Source organism: Microcystis sp. M090S1 (assembly GCF_020246295.1).
Classification (GTDB): domain Bacteria; phylum Cyanobacteriota; class Cyanobacteriia; order Cyanobacteriales; family Microcystaceae; genus Microcystis; species Microcystis aeruginosa.
In genome coordinates this window covers 1-13,798 of the sequence record NZ_JADBTF010000409.1, presented here as the reverse complement: position 1 = coordinate 13,798, position 13,798 = coordinate 1, and the positions used below count along the sequence as shown (strand labels likewise).

The window sequence follows — 13,798 nt, the reverse complement described above, 5'->3', positions numbered from 1 at the left end:
GATAGGGGGGCATAAATCGACTAAATCCTTATCTGGCAAGAGACTTAATTGATTAGTTCGCTCTAGATAAAAAACAATTGACAAAAATCGCTAAATGCCTTTCTATATAAGGGTTCCATCCCTTATAACCCCCTCCATTGCATAACACAAACCGAAGAGCCAGATTATTTTTATTTATTCTCGCCACTCCCCCCTCCCCACTTGCCAATTCATAATTCATAATTCATAATTCCTTTTTCCCACTTCTCACTTTATTATATTGACCGGTATATATGAGCGATCGAGTCTCTGGTAAGTCATACTAGAGAATAGGAGAGAGTTGGTCTAGAGGTTGCGGGATCATTTTATCAATGATTCCGAGGAAAGTCCGAACTCCCGAAAGACCACACTTGCTGGATAACGTCCAGTGCGCGCGAGCGTGAGGATAGTGCCACAGAAAAATACCGCCCCTTTTTTCAGTAATCAGTAAACAGTAATCAGTAAACAGTAACGAAAGTAAATTCGCTGATAACTGATAACTGATTGGGGGTAAGGGTGCAAAGGTGCGGTAAGAGCGCACCAGCAGTATCGAGAGGTACTGGCTCGGTAAACCCCGGTGGGGAGCAAGGTGGAGGGACAAAGGTTGGTCTTTTTCCTGTCCCGTTTTTAGGAACCGCTTGAGGTAATTGGTGACAATTATCCCAGATAGATAACCTCTATTCCAACAAAGGTAAAAGCGATTTTACTGCTGTTGGGAAATACAGAATTCGGCTTATGTCTGACTCTCTCCTTTATCAGTTATCAGTTATCAGGAGTCAGTATTCAGGAGATTATTTTTATTTATTCTCCCCGATCAAATGCCAATTTTAATTGACTTCGGTGCTATTAAAGAAGCAATAGGTACAGTGATGTCTCCTAGGGGTAATTCCACCAGTTCTATTGTAATTGGAACACCAGGGTTCATGCCTCCAGAACAATCAATAGGAAGACCAGTTTTTTCCAGTGATTTATATGCTCTTGGTTTAACAGCAATTTATTTATTAACAGGGAGAATACCTGAAGAATTAGAAACCGAACCGCTTACTGGAGAAATTATCTGGCGACAATATGCTTTAAATGTTAGTCCAACTCTAGCCAATGCAATTGATCAAGCTATTAAATCGCAAGCAAATCAAAGATTTACAACTGCTCAAATGATGAGACAGGCGCTACAGGGACAGCCGACAGTACTGCCAACTGAACTTTCTTTCCCTTCATCTCAACAAGGCAACGTGATTCTGAAAAATGACTGGATAAAAATTACTATTGCTGCTGTAATAATAGGTATTACTTTCTTAGCTGGCTGGACTTTCTTCTCTAAAAAACAACAACAAAAATTAGCAGAAAGAATCTCTGAAATTCAATCAGAACAGACTAATCAAGCCAAACAACAAGAGCAAGAATTAGCGGAAAGGCAACGACAGCTAGATGAAAAACAACGTCAGCTTGAACAAAACCAGGAAGAATTAGCTGAAAAACAGCGTCAACTTCAACAAGAAAAACTTAAACCAACTGAAACTATCGCCTCTTCTTCTGAGCAAACAAGCTTAATTTGGCGTTCTCAAAGTAATTTAACTAGAATTGCAAACTTAAATAAAATTTGTTTTGGTAGTAGTACACTCAGTTTAGTTGAAACTGTTTTTGGATATGGTAAACCACCATTTACAGGAACAATTACGATTGCTGCTCCCCAAACAGAAGGTTGTACAACTGGAGATACCCTACAAGGAAATTTTAAGCTGTCTGGAAATGCAGGTAACTGTGTCGGCACAGTTAAGATTACTTGGAAAAATAACGATAATGCTTTTATCCAATGGAATATTGCTAATTTGGGTTTAGCTTGTCCTGTAGCTACAAGCAATTGGCAAGTTAATACTTATCCTGTCAAGCTTTAATTCGCCAAGTTTTGAAAATTTCCAAAAATAAAACTTTGACTCTTGTAGTTAGCAATAAATTTATGATAAAATTTTAATAAATAATCAGGAGCAATTATGGCAGTTAAACCAAAATCAGAAAAATTAAACAGTGATATTTTATTAAAGCAAGAGACGAAAGCCTTTAATCCTCCGTCCCTTCCTAACTCTTCCCCAAAGAGTAAAACTGTTTTTCTGCAACAAGCAGGTGCTTTAAGGGATGATAGCTCTCTTGCTGACCTAAGAGACTCTATTTACCAAGCTAGAGGACGTTCAGAAACTGAAGATGATGTATCTTCTTGACACGGATACTTTAACTCATCTCCACGCAGGTAATACTAACGTTATTAATCGGTTAGAAAGCTTACAGGATGAGGAAGTCGCCATTGCGATTGTCACCAAGATTGAAATTTTGCGGGGAAGGATAGATTATCTACTTAAAGCTTTTTCAGGAAGTGATCTATTGAAAGCACAAAAACTTTTTTGTCGTTCAGAAGTCCTACTGAATCAACTTCCTGTAATTTTAATTGATGGAGATGCTGCTAATCAATTTGACCGTTTGCGAAGTGTTTCTAAAATCCAAAAAATTGGCAGAGCCGATCTATTAATTGCTAGTATCGCATTAGCTAATCAAGCTAGGTTAGTAACCAGAAATCTGCGACATTTTAGACAAATTCCTGATTTATCCTTAGAAAATTGGGTAGATTAATACAAGGTCTGATTTGCCCAGTTTCTGAACCTTTAGTTGGCTCTAGATTTACCTCAATAATCAGTCCTCGCTTGAGATTTATTATGCTGTCCATCCTACTAAAGCTGATTCGGGAAGTTGCTGTAATTCTTCATCTTGTTCATAAATTGCTGCCTACAGATTTGCTGATTCCTGTAAGTCCTGAGCCTCTAGTTCTAGTTGAAATCGCTCTAGAGCCACTCTCACTATCTCATTAGCATCTTTAAAGCCGTATTTTTGATAACGGTTGAGAAATTCTATTTGAGGTTTTTATAGACTAAACTTTTGTTCGATCATGGTTTTTCTTGGTTGTTGATAAAGGTAATCCTTCTTCGAGTATAACGCTACAGGTGAAATAAGCTGTTGTGCATTTAAACTGGGTATGAGGACATTAAAAAACAAACTGAGAAACTCACTCTCTCCCCTCTCCCCCACACCCCACACCCCACACCCTACACCCCTTCTTCCCGCTCCCATGTCCTTAAGTGATCCGCGTCGCCAAAAACAATTAAAAACCCTAGTGGAAAAGCTGGGTTTATCGGCTGATGTCCCCGTCAGGTGGGATTTATTAGATTTAGCTCTAACTCATCCCAGTATTTCCCGTGATAAGAATTATGAACAATTGGAATTTGTGGGCGATTCTGTGGTAAGACTGGTGGCGGCGGAGGTATTGTTAGAAACCTATCCGGAGGCGCTAGTGGGAGAATTTGCCGCCCTGCGATCGATGATGGTTAGCGATCGCACTCTGGCGGAATTTGCGGATCGCTACGGTTTCGAGCGTTATTTGTTGGTATCAAGTAGTACGAGTATCGATCAAGCGGGGAGAATTTCGCGACTAGCAGACGCTTTTGAGGCGGTCTTGGGAGCATTATATCTTAGTACACAGACTATGGTTTTAGTGCGTTCTTGGCTAGATGAACCACTAAGGGAAAAAGCGGCCGAAATTCGTCGAGATCCGGCCCGACAGAATTATAAGGATGCCTTGCAGGAGTGGACACAAGCAAAATACAAAAAACTGCCGCAATATTTAGTCAAAGAAATCAATGGCTTAGATCAAGAACGTTTTTGTGCGGAAGTGTGGTTAAACGAGCAGAAATTAGGAGTGGGAACTGGCAGAAGCAAAAAAGCAGCGGAACAGGCAGCGGCTAAATCAGCTTTTCTAGAAGTGGTTAAAGGCTAAATGAAGATATTTTTGCCTAACGGACGAATTGCCAGAGGCGAATTTTAAAATCATAATTACCACTAGCCAAATACTGCCCATCGGGACTAAAAGCCAGGGATTCCACCCAGTCGGAATTATTATCAAACCAGGCTAACTGTTTACCCGTGGTCACATCCCATAAACGCACACCGTCATTACTGGCACTAGCGAGAATTTGTCCGTTGGGATGGAGTGCCAGGGAACGGATTCGGGCCGTATGACCGATGAGGGTAAATAATAACTGATTATTGCTCGTATCCCAGATTTTAATCGTGCGGTCTAAACTACCCGTAATTAAATTTTTGCCGTCGGGAGTGTATAAAAGCTTGCTAACCGCTTGGGGATGGGCGGAAAATTTCGATAAAAATTTGCCCTCGCGGATGTCCCAAAAATTTACCTCACCGTTTTCATGACCACTAGCAAGGGTGACACCATCGGATTTCATCCCTAGGGAATAAACAAAATTACCCACCCAATTTAAACGATAGAGGGGACGGCGGGGAGGTTGCACTGTCCAGAGGCGAATTCCTTCCAAACCACCACTAATTAACGTTTTACCATCGGGAGTAACCGTAAGGGCGAGGACCGTATTGCCGTGTTCGAGGGCAATTCCTAAATACTTGCCTTCCACCAGATTCCAAAAATTAATAGAACCATCTAAACCGCTACTAACTAATAATCTTTCGTTGGGACTAATGGCTAAAGCTTTGACGCTGGTTCTTTGGGCGCGAGTTTGGGAGACTTTTTGCCCTGTTTTTACCGACCAAATTCTCAGGAGAGGATCCGTATCACTACCACCGGCGAGAACTAATTGGTTATCGGGGCTGAAAATCACAGCATTAGGGGTGGATTGTTGCCCTTCTAAGGTTTTAGCGAGGGTAAGTCTGCCTAAACCTTCTACTAGGATAGTTTCTGGGATTTTTTCGCCACTTTCAGCCGCGGGTTTAGGGGGGGCAATGGGATTTTGGGCATGACTAAGCTGATGTTGCCCGATTGTCAGCGTGGTTAAGACACTGACCACAATTGCCCCGACAAGTTTCTCTCCACCGATAAATCGGAATTTCATAAATTTAGTTGAATATTAACAAATGAACCGTGCTATAGATTCTAGCCTTTGAGGGGATTGATTGCCAAGCAAGGGGAGATTTTTGAGCTAAGAAGGTCGATTTTTTTCGTTTTTCAGGGTTGGTAAAGCCACTTGACCCGATTGGGGCGGTAAATAATATCTTGCTGCTTCTTCTTTGTTGATTACCTTGCTTTTTTGGCTCTGTCGCCACCTGGCGAAGATAGCGATCGCCATAATCGTTGCCCCTAAAGATAGCAGTGTCCATCTTTGTCCTACAACCCCGATGATGACATCTACTGCCGCTGCGGTAAAGATAAAGCTAGTTATTGGTTCTTGACGGTAAGCTTTCTTGAGAAAAGGCGGCCAGAGGAGATTACTCATTTTATCTATTATTTCTACGGTTTCGATAATTCCAGCTTATCCTATCATCCTGAAAAATGTTGTCGATCGAGGTGATGGGGGTTTTTCAGTAATCAGTAATCAGTAATCAGTATATCTCCTGCAAAAATCAAAAATCTTCCGTTAGGTGAGGAGAATCCGAGACAGGAGGATAAAAAAGACAAGAGACAACTATTACAACCATAAAACCTAATATTATGTCAAATTTATCTGAATTTGAGGTCTAGTAAACAGTAAACAGTGAACAGTAACCAGTAATCAGTGAACTGAAAACTCAAATCTGATTAGCTGCCCGCACATTTAAATTGCTTGTTGAGATGAGGTAAGAGGCAACAGTAAAGAGATTGGCGGAAATTCAGCTAATCTAAGGATAGGCGGTTAAAATGTGTCTCCGATAACTGCTATAGCAGTTATCGGAGACAAAAGTTAGTTTAGGTCTGGGTTTTAAAAATCCCAGAAAAGAAGATTCGCATATCAAATCAGCAGGTCCCGATAATATTAGAGATTCTACTGCTGAACTGCAAATAATCACCACCGGAGGAGCCGATCCTTTAACAAATACAAAGAGACGATACCCCCTCAAAACCAGTTGATAGGATTATGGTAGTGACCGAAATCAACTTTTAAGAATCTATAATGGGCTTTATTGTCCATTATTATCTAATATAACGGCTTTAAAGCCTGTTATATGCACTTTTCCTCGGTATTATCATGGCCTATCCTCTCTACGTCGCTTTTATTTGGCATCAACACCAACCCCTCTACAAATCCTGTCAAACTCGCACCGATGCTTCGGGACAATATCGCTTACCCTGGGTGCGACTGCATGGGGTGAAAGATTATCTCGATTTAATCCTGATTCTAGAACGTTTTCCCAAATTACACCAAACTGTCAACCTTGTCCCCTCTTTAATCCTGCAATTAGAGGATTACGTCAACGGACTAGCTATAGACCCCTATCTTGCCCTCACCGTCACCCCAGAAGCGCAGTTAACCCTGGCACAAAAACACTTTATCCTCGAACACTTTTTCGATGCTAACCATCGTACCCTGATCGATCCGCACCCCCGTTACGGGCAATTATACGCACAGCGTCAAGAAAACGGTCATAGTTGGTGTATTAGCCATTGGCATCTCCAAGATTATAGCGATCTCTTGGCTTGGCATAACCTCGCTTGGATTGATCCTATCTTTCACAGTGACCCAGAAATCGCTGCCTGGTTAGAACAGGGAAAAAACTTCACTTTAAGCGATCGCCAGCGAATTATCTCCAAACAGCGTCAAATTCTGCGTCGTATCTTGCCGCAACACCGGTTAATGCAGGAAACCGGACAACTAGAAATCATTACCAGTCCCTACACCCATCCAATTTTACCCCTGCTGGCCAACTCGGAAGCCGGCCGGGTAGCAGTGCCGAATATGACCCTTCCTCGGCAATATTTCCACTATCCTGAAGATATTTCCCGCCATCTCCAGAAAGCTTGGCAAATCTATATCGATCGCTTTGATAAACATCCTCGAGGACTTTGGCCCTCGGAACAATCCGTTAGTCCCGCGATTCTCCCCGCAGTCGCTAAACAGGGTTTTCAGTGGTTATGTTCCGATGAGGGGGTGTTAGGTTGGTCTCTGGGACATTACTTTCATCGCGACGAAAAAGGCAATATTAGCGAACCGGAATTGCTTTATCGTCCCTACCGTCTGGAAACTAGCAACGGCAATTTATCGATGGTTTTCCGCGATCATCGTCTCTCGGATCTGATCGGATTTAGCTATAGTGGCATGAAAGCAACCGAGGCCGCTACAGACTTAGTTAAACACCTAGAAGCGATCGCCGAACAACTGAAAACCAACGCAGAAACCACGACCCTAGAAAAACCCTGGTTAGTTACCATTGCGCTAGATGGCGAAAACTGTTGGGAAAACTATCATCAAGACGGTTTACCCTTCCTAGAGAACCTTTATCAACTTTTAAGCGACCACCAAGCGATCGAATTAGTCACCGTCTCCGAATATCTCGATCGCTTTCCCGCTAATGCCAAAATTCCTGTCAATAAACTTCATAGCGGCTCTTGGATCGATGCCAATTTTACCACTTGGATCGGCGATCCCGCTAAAAATAAAGCTTGGGAATATCTAATTTTAGCCCGTCAAACCCTCGCTAATCACCCGGAAGCGACGGAAGATAATAACCCCGACGCGTGGGAAGCATTGTATGCAGCGGAAGGTTCCGATTGGTTTTGGTGGTTTGGTTATGGCCATTCCTCCAATCATGACGCAATTTTTGACCAACTTTTCCGCGAACACCTGATCGCTCTTTATCAAGCTTTAAATGAGCCAATTCCCTCCTATTTGCTCGAACCTGTGGAAGAACACCGAGATAAACAAAGTAATCGTCCACTGGCTTTCATTCACCCCATTATCGACGGTTTTGGGGACGAACAGGATTGGGATAAAGCCGGACGGATCGAAATTGGCGGCGCCAGTGGTACAATGCACCGGACTTCCTTAGTACAAAGGCTCTTTTTCGGTTGGGATCACCTCAATTTTTATCTGCGTTTCGATTGGAAAACGGGGGCAAAATTAGGAGAAGAAATTCCCGCAGAAGTGCATTTATATTGGTATTATGATGAAGTGCATCGTCTGCAAAGTCCAATTACCCTAGCAGATATTCCCCCTCGATCGCCCCTCGATTACGGTTATCATCATCATCTAGGAATAAATTTAATCACGGAATTTACTTGGTTAGAATTCGCTCAAGAATATTTTACTTGGCAGCGAGTTCCTAGTAGTGCCAAAGCTTCTTTTAATCAATGTTTGGAGATTGCTGTACCTTGGGAAGGATTACACATTGAACCCGATGCTCGTCTCCATTTAATCGCAGTTTTAGCCAATCAAGGTCAATACTATGATTTCCTCCCCGTTGAAGAATTAATCTTCCTGCAAAGACCTTAAATCAGTTATCAGTAATCAGTAATCAGTAATCAGTAATCAGTAATCAGTAATCAGTTTTTTAGTTATCAGCTAGAATCATACTAAATCCGTTGAGCATGGGCTACTTATGAGGACAGGCAATAGGCAAAAGAGGAAATAGATAATCAGTCTTTAATAACCAGATTTAGTATTAAACGCTATCCTTGGGGAAATGGATGCGGATTACTGGCAAATTCACCACATCTGTGCAGCGGTAAATTAGCTAGATATTCCCATGATCTAGCTTTTTCAGGGCGCTGAGAGCATGGAGACGGACGATTGCTTCCCCATCGGCTGCTAAAGTCAGCAAAATACTTTTATTGTCCCGATCTAATTCTCCTAAAGCGATCGCTAGAGACTGTTTAACTCCCGTATGAGCGAGGATCGCGGGACGGGAGTGATAAAAATTACCGAGAATTTCCCCTGCTTGTCGGCGTAATTTCTGGGAGGTTTGCCGGCCGAGAATAGCGATTATTTCCCGACAAATCAAGACATTTTCGCTATATAAAGCCTTTTCTAGGTAATTTAAAGCTTCCTCATCCTCGATCCAGCCTAATGCTCGAACCACAGTTAATTTTAAACTATCGGGAGTTAAGGAAGATTGCAGGACTGGATTTAAAGCTTTGGCTGAGGTTGCTGTGCCGATGCGACCGAGAGCGATCGCCGTTTCTTGACAGATATCGAGGTGGATATCGAATAACAGAGGTTGCAGATGGTTAACTAAATCTGCTTGGGGATAATTTGACCCTAGGTAACTACTAGCTTTAATTGCTTCCCGTCGCACCTCGATGGCCGGATCCTGTAAAGCATCGAGGATAATCGCAGTAATCTGGGGATGGTGAAAACTGCTTAAAGCTTCCATCGCCATGGACCGAATGGCGCTAGATTCATCCTTAACTACGGTTAAAAGCGGTTCGACAATTTCTGGCCGGCGAATTTGTGATAAAGCTTGTACGGCTAAAAAACGGGTATTAGAGTCCGTCAGTAATTGCGCTAAACTAGAGATCGCAGAACTGCCGATATTAGCTAAAGCAGCCGCAGCCATTTGGCTGAGTTCTTCCTCCTCCGATCTTTGCAATAATTGACTGAGAGCGAGAATACAGGCTCGATCGTCAAATTGACTGAGAATTCTCGCCAGAAACCAGCGCATTTCCCCATCTTGTTCCTCGGATTCTAACAGGGCAATTAAAGGAGCGATCGCCGATTGCCCGATTTGAGGAAATAGTTTCGCTATTTCCCATCGCTGTTGAAAATCGCATTTTTTTAAAGCTTCTAGGGCTAAATCGAGGATTTCATCGTTAATAATCGGTTCAATCGCATCTTTTTGGTTTAAAAGTCGCTGTATGCTGGCGTTTACTGTCTCCCAGTCTTTTTTATTCAACGCTATCTGAGCTTTTTCTAGCAGAGCTTGCATCGTCGGAAATGGCCTCGATTTTCGTGCTACCTATCCCAAGAATGTCAGACTTTCTCGCTTTTGTCCTCTCTCATAATGCAAGAAACCGATAATAAATCTCCAAATTGTGCATCAGACATCAGTAGAGGGCGCATCAGCGATCGCACAGTAGGGACGACTATAACAAAGGGGTATTTCCAGGTCGTGTTGTTCCAAAAATTCCCGATTACTTAAAATCTTAGCGGTTTCTCCCTCTCCCATCACCTGACCACGACTTAAAACCACCGTGCGATCGCATAGTTCTAAAGCCAGATCGAGATCATGGGTGGCGATCACTTGGGTTTGGGGTAAAGTGGCCAACAGTTGTATTAATTGCCGACGGGATCGGGGATCCAGTTGGGCGCTAGGTTCATCAAAAACCAAGACCTGCGGCAACATGGCTAAAACCCCCGCAATGGCCACGCGTTTTTTTTCACCCCCCGATAGATTCTGACTGTTTCTCTTACCGTAATGCTGGGAATCCAATCCCACCGCGTGTAAAGCATGATGACAGCGATGGTTTAAATCCTCTCCGCGAATTCCCTGATTCATCGGTCCAAAAGTCACATCTTCCCAGACAGTGGGCATAAATAGCTGATCGTCGGGGTTTTGGAAGACTAAACCGACAAAATTGCGGATATTTTCTAAATTCTCCGGTTTAACTTGGTAAGGACCGACGGTGATTTTACCCGTTTGCGGCGGGAGAATACCGTTAAAATGCAGTAATAAGGTGGATTTTCCCGATCCATTTGCCCCGACCAAAGCCACCTTTTCCGTAGCTTCAATGGCTAAATTAATACCCTTTAACGCTTCTGTGCCGTCAGGATAGGTATAAACTAGGTTTTCAATAAAAATCGGGTTGTGGTGCATGAAAAACGAGACTTTTACCGAAAAATTGGGTTTAAGGTTCCCCGTCCTTTAGCGTAGCGGAGGACGGCTTTTTTGGCAACAGGTTGTCAATCTAGCTTCAAGTTTAGGCAACGGGAGTGTCAACTGAGTAGATGTACCATTTGACCCCAGAGGATCAGAATTACTATGCAAATTATAGCGAGATAATCTTTCAGCTTGCTTTGGGGAACCTGTACAGAGGGCAAGGAACCGGTGTAACCCCTCGATAACATGGCTTGATAAATGCGCTCGCCACGTTCGTAGGTACGGATAAATAAAGCGCCGATCATGTGTCCCACTAGCAACCGTTGCCATCGGGGACTACTCATTAAATTGCGCGCAATTGCTGCCCTTCGCATGGAATTAAATTCAGCGATCAAAACAGCTAGATAACGGTACATAGAAGCCAAAATTGCCACCAATAAAGGGGGAGTTTTCAGGGTAACTAAGGCTTGTAACAGGTCGGGAATTGCTGTCGTTAAAACCAGAATATTGACCGTACAAAGACAGAGAAAAGCTTTTAGGGCCACACTGCCTAACACCAGCAATCCCTCGCTAGTTACCCGCAAAAATCCCCAAGACCAAAGAATTTCCCCGCCATCACGAAAAAGAGTTCCCAATAAAACCACACCGATAAAGACAAATTCGATCGCTACTCTTTGTAAAAGTACGGGAATAGTCACCCGACTGATCAGAATTAAAATAATTAATCCTAATCCGTAAATACCCCAAGTTTCCCAGCTACCATTCGGCGTTAAGGCTGTGGCAAAAACTAACAACAGAGTAACTAAAACCCGGGTATGGGGCGCGAGTCTCTGCCAAAAACCGAAATTATGGCGCTCATTTTCGCGAGAAAAAGTGGCAATGTGTAACATTTATTCAGTTATCAGTTATCAGTTAGAAAGGGGATATAGGGATATAGGGGTTTAGGGATTTAGGGGTTTAGGGATTTAGGGGTTTAGGGAAATTTCAGCTAAATGCCCCACGTCCCCACGTCCCCACGTCCCCACGTCCCCACGTCTCGACTCCTTACTCCTGATTTTGGGATTTTGCAATCACTAATTTACCGATACCCCAAGCGATGCCGAAAGTGGCAAGAGTTCCCAGAAAACCGGCGAGGGGAGTGGCGACACCTTCGGGAACACCTTTGAGGGCATAACCATCAAAAATTCGGGCGAAAGGTAATTGACTACCTAGGGCGTTAGGGTCTTCTTTTTTGCTAAATTGCAAGTCTTCCGCCACTCGATCGAGTCCGTCGGGATCGGGACTGGCAAAGGGAGAAAGAAAAACGGCGATAATTAGGGAACATACTAGGCCAATCAGAAAAAATTGGCTATTTCTGCGAATATTCATGGGCTAATCTTTATTAAACCTCTTGCATAATTAATTTTTGAGGGTTCAAAAACGGTAAAAATAAGGATTAAATTGCATAAAATCCTTAAATAGACCATTTAATTGATTATTATTCATTCTTAATTCTCCTGACTCCTGACTCCTGACAACCGACTCCTGACCCTAACAACAATTTTTGATTTTTACAAGAGGTCTATTGACGAGAAGCGTAGGAAGGGGGAACAGAGTTATTAACGGAATGGGGCGGATCGTAGAGAAGATCGGGACGGGTTCGCCAGATATAACCGACAGCGAAAACGGTAATCACCGCTTCCCCGATGCCGATGAGGATATGCCAAGATAACATGGCAAAAAGGGCGACTAAAGGCGGTACAGTCCCCGATAAAGCCAATTGCAGGGCGCAAGCCAACGCAGCCACCACCACACTTGTCCAAGCGGCCAGGGCAACAGCGATCGCCATACTGCGCCAACTATGAAAACCGAGGGCTTTCCTAATCCCTAGATAGAGATAATAACCGCCAAACGTCCCGATCAGACCCATATTGACGATATTCGCCCCTAAAACCGTTAAACCGCCATCTTGAAAAAATAAAGCTTGAACGATAAAAACCACCGCCATCACCAAAGAACCCGCCCAGGGACCGAGTAAAACCCCCGCAAGAGTCCCCCCTAACAAATGTCCGGAGGTTCCCCCCGGAATGGGAAAATTAATCATCTGGGCGGCAAAAATAAAGGCGGCACAAACTCCCATCAAAGGTACAGCCCGTTCAGCGTAGTGACCGCGCACTTTTTTGAGAGAAAAGCCAATCAGGACGACGGCAATTATCCAAGTAAATAGACTCACCGATGGACTCAAAAAGCCGTCAGGAATATGGAGGGCGAGATAAGGGGTAAGGAGAGGGTGAAACAAACCAACTCCCAGAAAATTAACAGACATTAAAACTCAGTCTCCTTGGCAATTTGGGTTAAAGATTTGAATAGAATTGTTTCGCTGGGACGGAAAAGTCCTATCTTCTAGTAGATAACTAACCGCTTCATTCTACAATGCTCTCTCTGGGGATTTAAACCCTTTAGCTTCTTAAGAATTTCTGTTATTTTGCCAGCCGTCAAGGTTTAGCTATCAGCCAAAATCTGATTATTCTCCAGCGTCAAATTCTTTAAATTATTATTAATTTTTCGAGTTTTTTTCAGTTTTTATGCTATGCCTTAACCAGTTATCAGTTAGAAGGGGCTAGTGACCACTAACCACTGAGTTTTAAGTAATATTAAGCTAAGACGCATTTTTACCGCCTATCCTTAAATTAGCTAAATCTCCCTCAATCTCTTTACTGTTGCCTCTTGCCTCTTGCATGAGTGCCTCATCTCAACAAGCAATTTAAATGCGGGGGCAGCTTATTCACTGATCACTGATTACTGATTACTGATTACTGATCACTGATTACTGATTACTGAAAGGTCTCCCCACATCTCCTCTACCTGCCACTTCCTAAGACAAATAAAGATGAATCAGCTTAAAACTGTTGCTTGATTCGGTTTACTAGCCGGTTTACTTGTCGCTATTGGCTATGGGATTGCTGGTGGGGGTGATGCTTTAATTGTAATTGGTTTAGAGGTCATCGAAAATTTGGGTCTGAAACCCCGTCGTTCTACGACGGCTTTACTGTTAAATATTAGCACATTTACGAAATATATGCTAAAATGTGAGGTATGGAAAAAGCCTACTCGTTCCGATTTTACCCCACACCCGAACAAGAGTCGCTATTGCGGCGCACTTTGGGCTGTGTAAGATTGGTTTACAATAAAGCTCTCCATCTCAGAACACAAGCTTGGT

General features: G+C 43.1%; 13 protein-coding genes and 1 other RNA gene. 7 read left to right on the top strand and 7 right to left on the bottom strand.

Annotated features, from left to right (window positions below; all coding sequences use genetic code 11):
• Positions 1–315: 315 nt before the first annotated feature.
• The 5 genes from rnpB (at position 316) to rnc (ending at position 3,838) form a co-directional block, all read left to right on the top strand.
• Positions 316–769: RNase P RNA component class A (gene rnpB, locus IM477_RS18095), an RNA gene on the top strand.
• A gap of 67 nt (positions 770–836) precedes the next feature.
• The gene (locus tag IM477_RS18090) at positions 837–1,913 is read left to right on the top strand and encodes a hypothetical protein (RefSeq protein WP_287732927.1); all 1,077 of its coding nucleotides are present in this window, start codon (positions 837–839) and stop codon (positions 1,911–1,913) included.
• Positions 1,914–2,009: 96 nt separating this feature from the next.
• Positions 2,010–2,234 carry a hypothetical protein gene (locus IM477_RS18085; RefSeq protein WP_287732926.1) on the top strand — a complete coding sequence of 75 codons (225 nt, stop codon included), beginning with the start codon at positions 2,010–2,012 and terminating at the stop codon, positions 2,232–2,234.
• Positions 2,218–2,640, top strand: coding sequence for a type II toxin-antitoxin system VapC family toxin (locus IM477_RS18080; RefSeq protein WP_287732924.1), 423 nt, complete (start codon positions 2,218–2,220; stop codon positions 2,638–2,640). The genes IM477_RS18085 and IM477_RS18080 overlap by 17 nt, the downstream gene beginning before the upstream one ends.
• Before the next feature lie 493 nt (positions 2,641–3,133).
• Positions 3,134–3,838, top strand: a complete 705-nt coding sequence (gene rnc / locus IM477_RS18075; protein ID WP_287732922.1) for a ribonuclease III — start codon at positions 3,134–3,136, stop codon at positions 3,836–3,838.
• Positions 3,839–3,854: 16 nt separating this feature from the next.
• On the opposite strand, the gene IM477_RS18070 is transcribed toward rnc, so the two are convergent.
• Both IM477_RS18070 and IM477_RS18065 read right to left on the bottom strand, forming a co-directional pair.
• Positions 3,855–4,925, bottom strand: a complete 1,071-nt coding sequence (locus IM477_RS18070; RefSeq protein WP_287732921.1) for a WD40 repeat domain-containing protein — start codon at positions 4,923–4,925, stop codon at positions 3,855–3,857.
• Positions 4,926–5,012: 87 nt separating this feature from the next.
• Positions 5,013–5,306: a hypothetical protein gene (locus IM477_RS18065; RefSeq protein ID WP_147069557.1), complete on the bottom strand. Its 294-nt coding sequence runs from the start codon at positions 5,304–5,306 to the stop codon at positions 5,013–5,015.
• A 729-nt stretch (positions 5,307–6,035) separates the two neighbouring features.
• Between IM477_RS18065 and IM477_RS18060 the strand changes: the two genes are divergently transcribed.
• Positions 6,036–8,276 carry a glycoside hydrolase gene (locus IM477_RS18060; RefSeq protein ID WP_287732920.1) on the top strand — a complete coding sequence of 747 codons (2,241 nt, stop codon included), beginning with the start codon at positions 6,036–6,038 and terminating at the stop codon, positions 8,274–8,276.
• Positions 8,277–8,517: 241 nt separating this feature from the next.
• Here IM477_RS18060 and IM477_RS18055 read toward each other — a convergent pair whose 3' ends face one another.
• From IM477_RS18055 to IM477_RS18035, 5 genes are all read right to left on the bottom strand, one after another.
• On the bottom strand, positions 8,518–9,708 hold the full coding sequence (locus tag IM477_RS18055; RefSeq protein WP_287732919.1) for a HEAT repeat domain-containing protein: 1,191 nt from the start codon (positions 9,706–9,708) through the stop codon (positions 8,518–8,520).
• 111 nt (positions 9,709–9,819) lie between these two features.
• Positions 9,820–10,596, bottom strand: coding sequence for an energy-coupling factor ABC transporter ATP-binding protein (locus tag IM477_RS18050; RefSeq protein WP_190722793.1), 777 nt, complete (start codon positions 10,594–10,596; stop codon positions 9,820–9,822).
• A 119-nt stretch (positions 10,597–10,715) separates the two neighbouring features.
• Positions 10,716–11,489 (bottom strand): cobalt ECF transporter T component CbiQ, encoded by a 774-nt coding sequence (gene cbiQ / locus IM477_RS18045; RefSeq protein WP_287732918.1) that lies wholly within the window; start codon positions 11,487–11,489, stop codon positions 10,716–10,718.
• A 154-nt stretch (positions 11,490–11,643) separates the two neighbouring features.
• Entirely contained in the window at positions 11,644–11,967 is a 324-nt protein-coding gene (locus IM477_RS18040) for a PDGLE domain-containing protein (protein ID WP_002796648.1), read from the bottom strand.
• 193 nt (positions 11,968–12,160) lie between these two features.
• Positions 12,161–12,904 carry an energy-coupling factor ABC transporter permease gene (locus IM477_RS18035; RefSeq protein WP_287732917.1) on the bottom strand — a complete coding sequence of 248 codons (744 nt, stop codon included), beginning with the start codon at positions 12,902–12,904 and terminating at the stop codon, positions 12,161–12,163.
• Positions 12,905–13,674: 770 nt separating this feature from the next.
• Between IM477_RS18035 and IM477_RS18030 the strand changes: the two genes are divergently transcribed.
• Positions 13,675–13,798, top strand: a 124-nt coding sequence (locus IM477_RS18030; protein WP_287711671.1) for a helix-turn-helix domain-containing protein, incomplete at its 3' end; no start/stop codon positions are given.

Excerpts from the sequence above, each read along its gene's own strand:
- IM477_RS18085 (WP_287732926.1), top strand. The coding sequence starts at position 2,010 with ATGGCAGTTAAACCAAAATCAGAAAAATTAAACAGTGATATTTTATTA.
- IM477_RS18040 (WP_002796648.1), bottom strand. The coding sequence starts at position 11,967 with ATGAATATTCGCAGAAATAGCCAATTTTTTCTGATTGGCCTAGTATGT.
- IM477_RS18080 (WP_287732924.1), top strand. The coding sequence starts at position 2,218 with ATGATGTATCTTCTTGACACGGATACTTTAACTCATCTCCACGCAGGT.
- IM477_RS18065 (WP_147069557.1), bottom strand. The coding sequence starts at position 5,306 with ATGAGTAATCTCCTCTGGCCGCCTTTTCTCAAGAAAGCTTACCGTCAA.
- IM477_RS18070 (WP_287732921.1), bottom strand. The coding sequence starts at position 4,925 with ATGAAATTCCGATTTATCGGTGGAGAGAAACTTGTCGGGGCAATTGTG.
- cbiQ (WP_287732918.1), bottom strand. The coding sequence starts at position 11,489 with ATGTTACACATTGCCACTTTTTCTCGCGAAAATGAGCGCCATAATTTC.
- IM477_RS18035 (WP_287732917.1), bottom strand. The coding sequence starts at position 12,904 with ATGTCTGTTAATTTTCTGGGAGTTGGTTTGTTTCACCCTCTCCTTACC.
- IM477_RS18055 (WP_287732919.1), bottom strand. The coding sequence starts at position 9,708 with ATGCAAGCTCTGCTAGAAAAAGCTCAGATAGCGTTGAATAAAAAAGAC.
- rnc (WP_287732922.1), top strand. The coding sequence starts at position 3,134 with ATGTCCTTAAGTGATCCGCGTCGCCAAAAACAATTAAAAACCCTAGTG.
- IM477_RS18050 (WP_190722793.1), bottom strand. The coding sequence starts at position 10,596 with ATGCACCACAACCCGATTTTTATTGAAAACCTAGTTTATACCTATCCT.
- IM477_RS18060 (WP_287732920.1), top strand. The coding sequence starts at position 6,036 with ATGGCCTATCCTCTCTACGTCGCTTTTATTTGGCATCAACACCAACCC.
- IM477_RS18090 (WP_287732927.1), top strand. The coding sequence starts at position 837 with ATGCCAATTTTAATTGACTTCGGTGCTATTAAAGAAGCAATAGGTACA.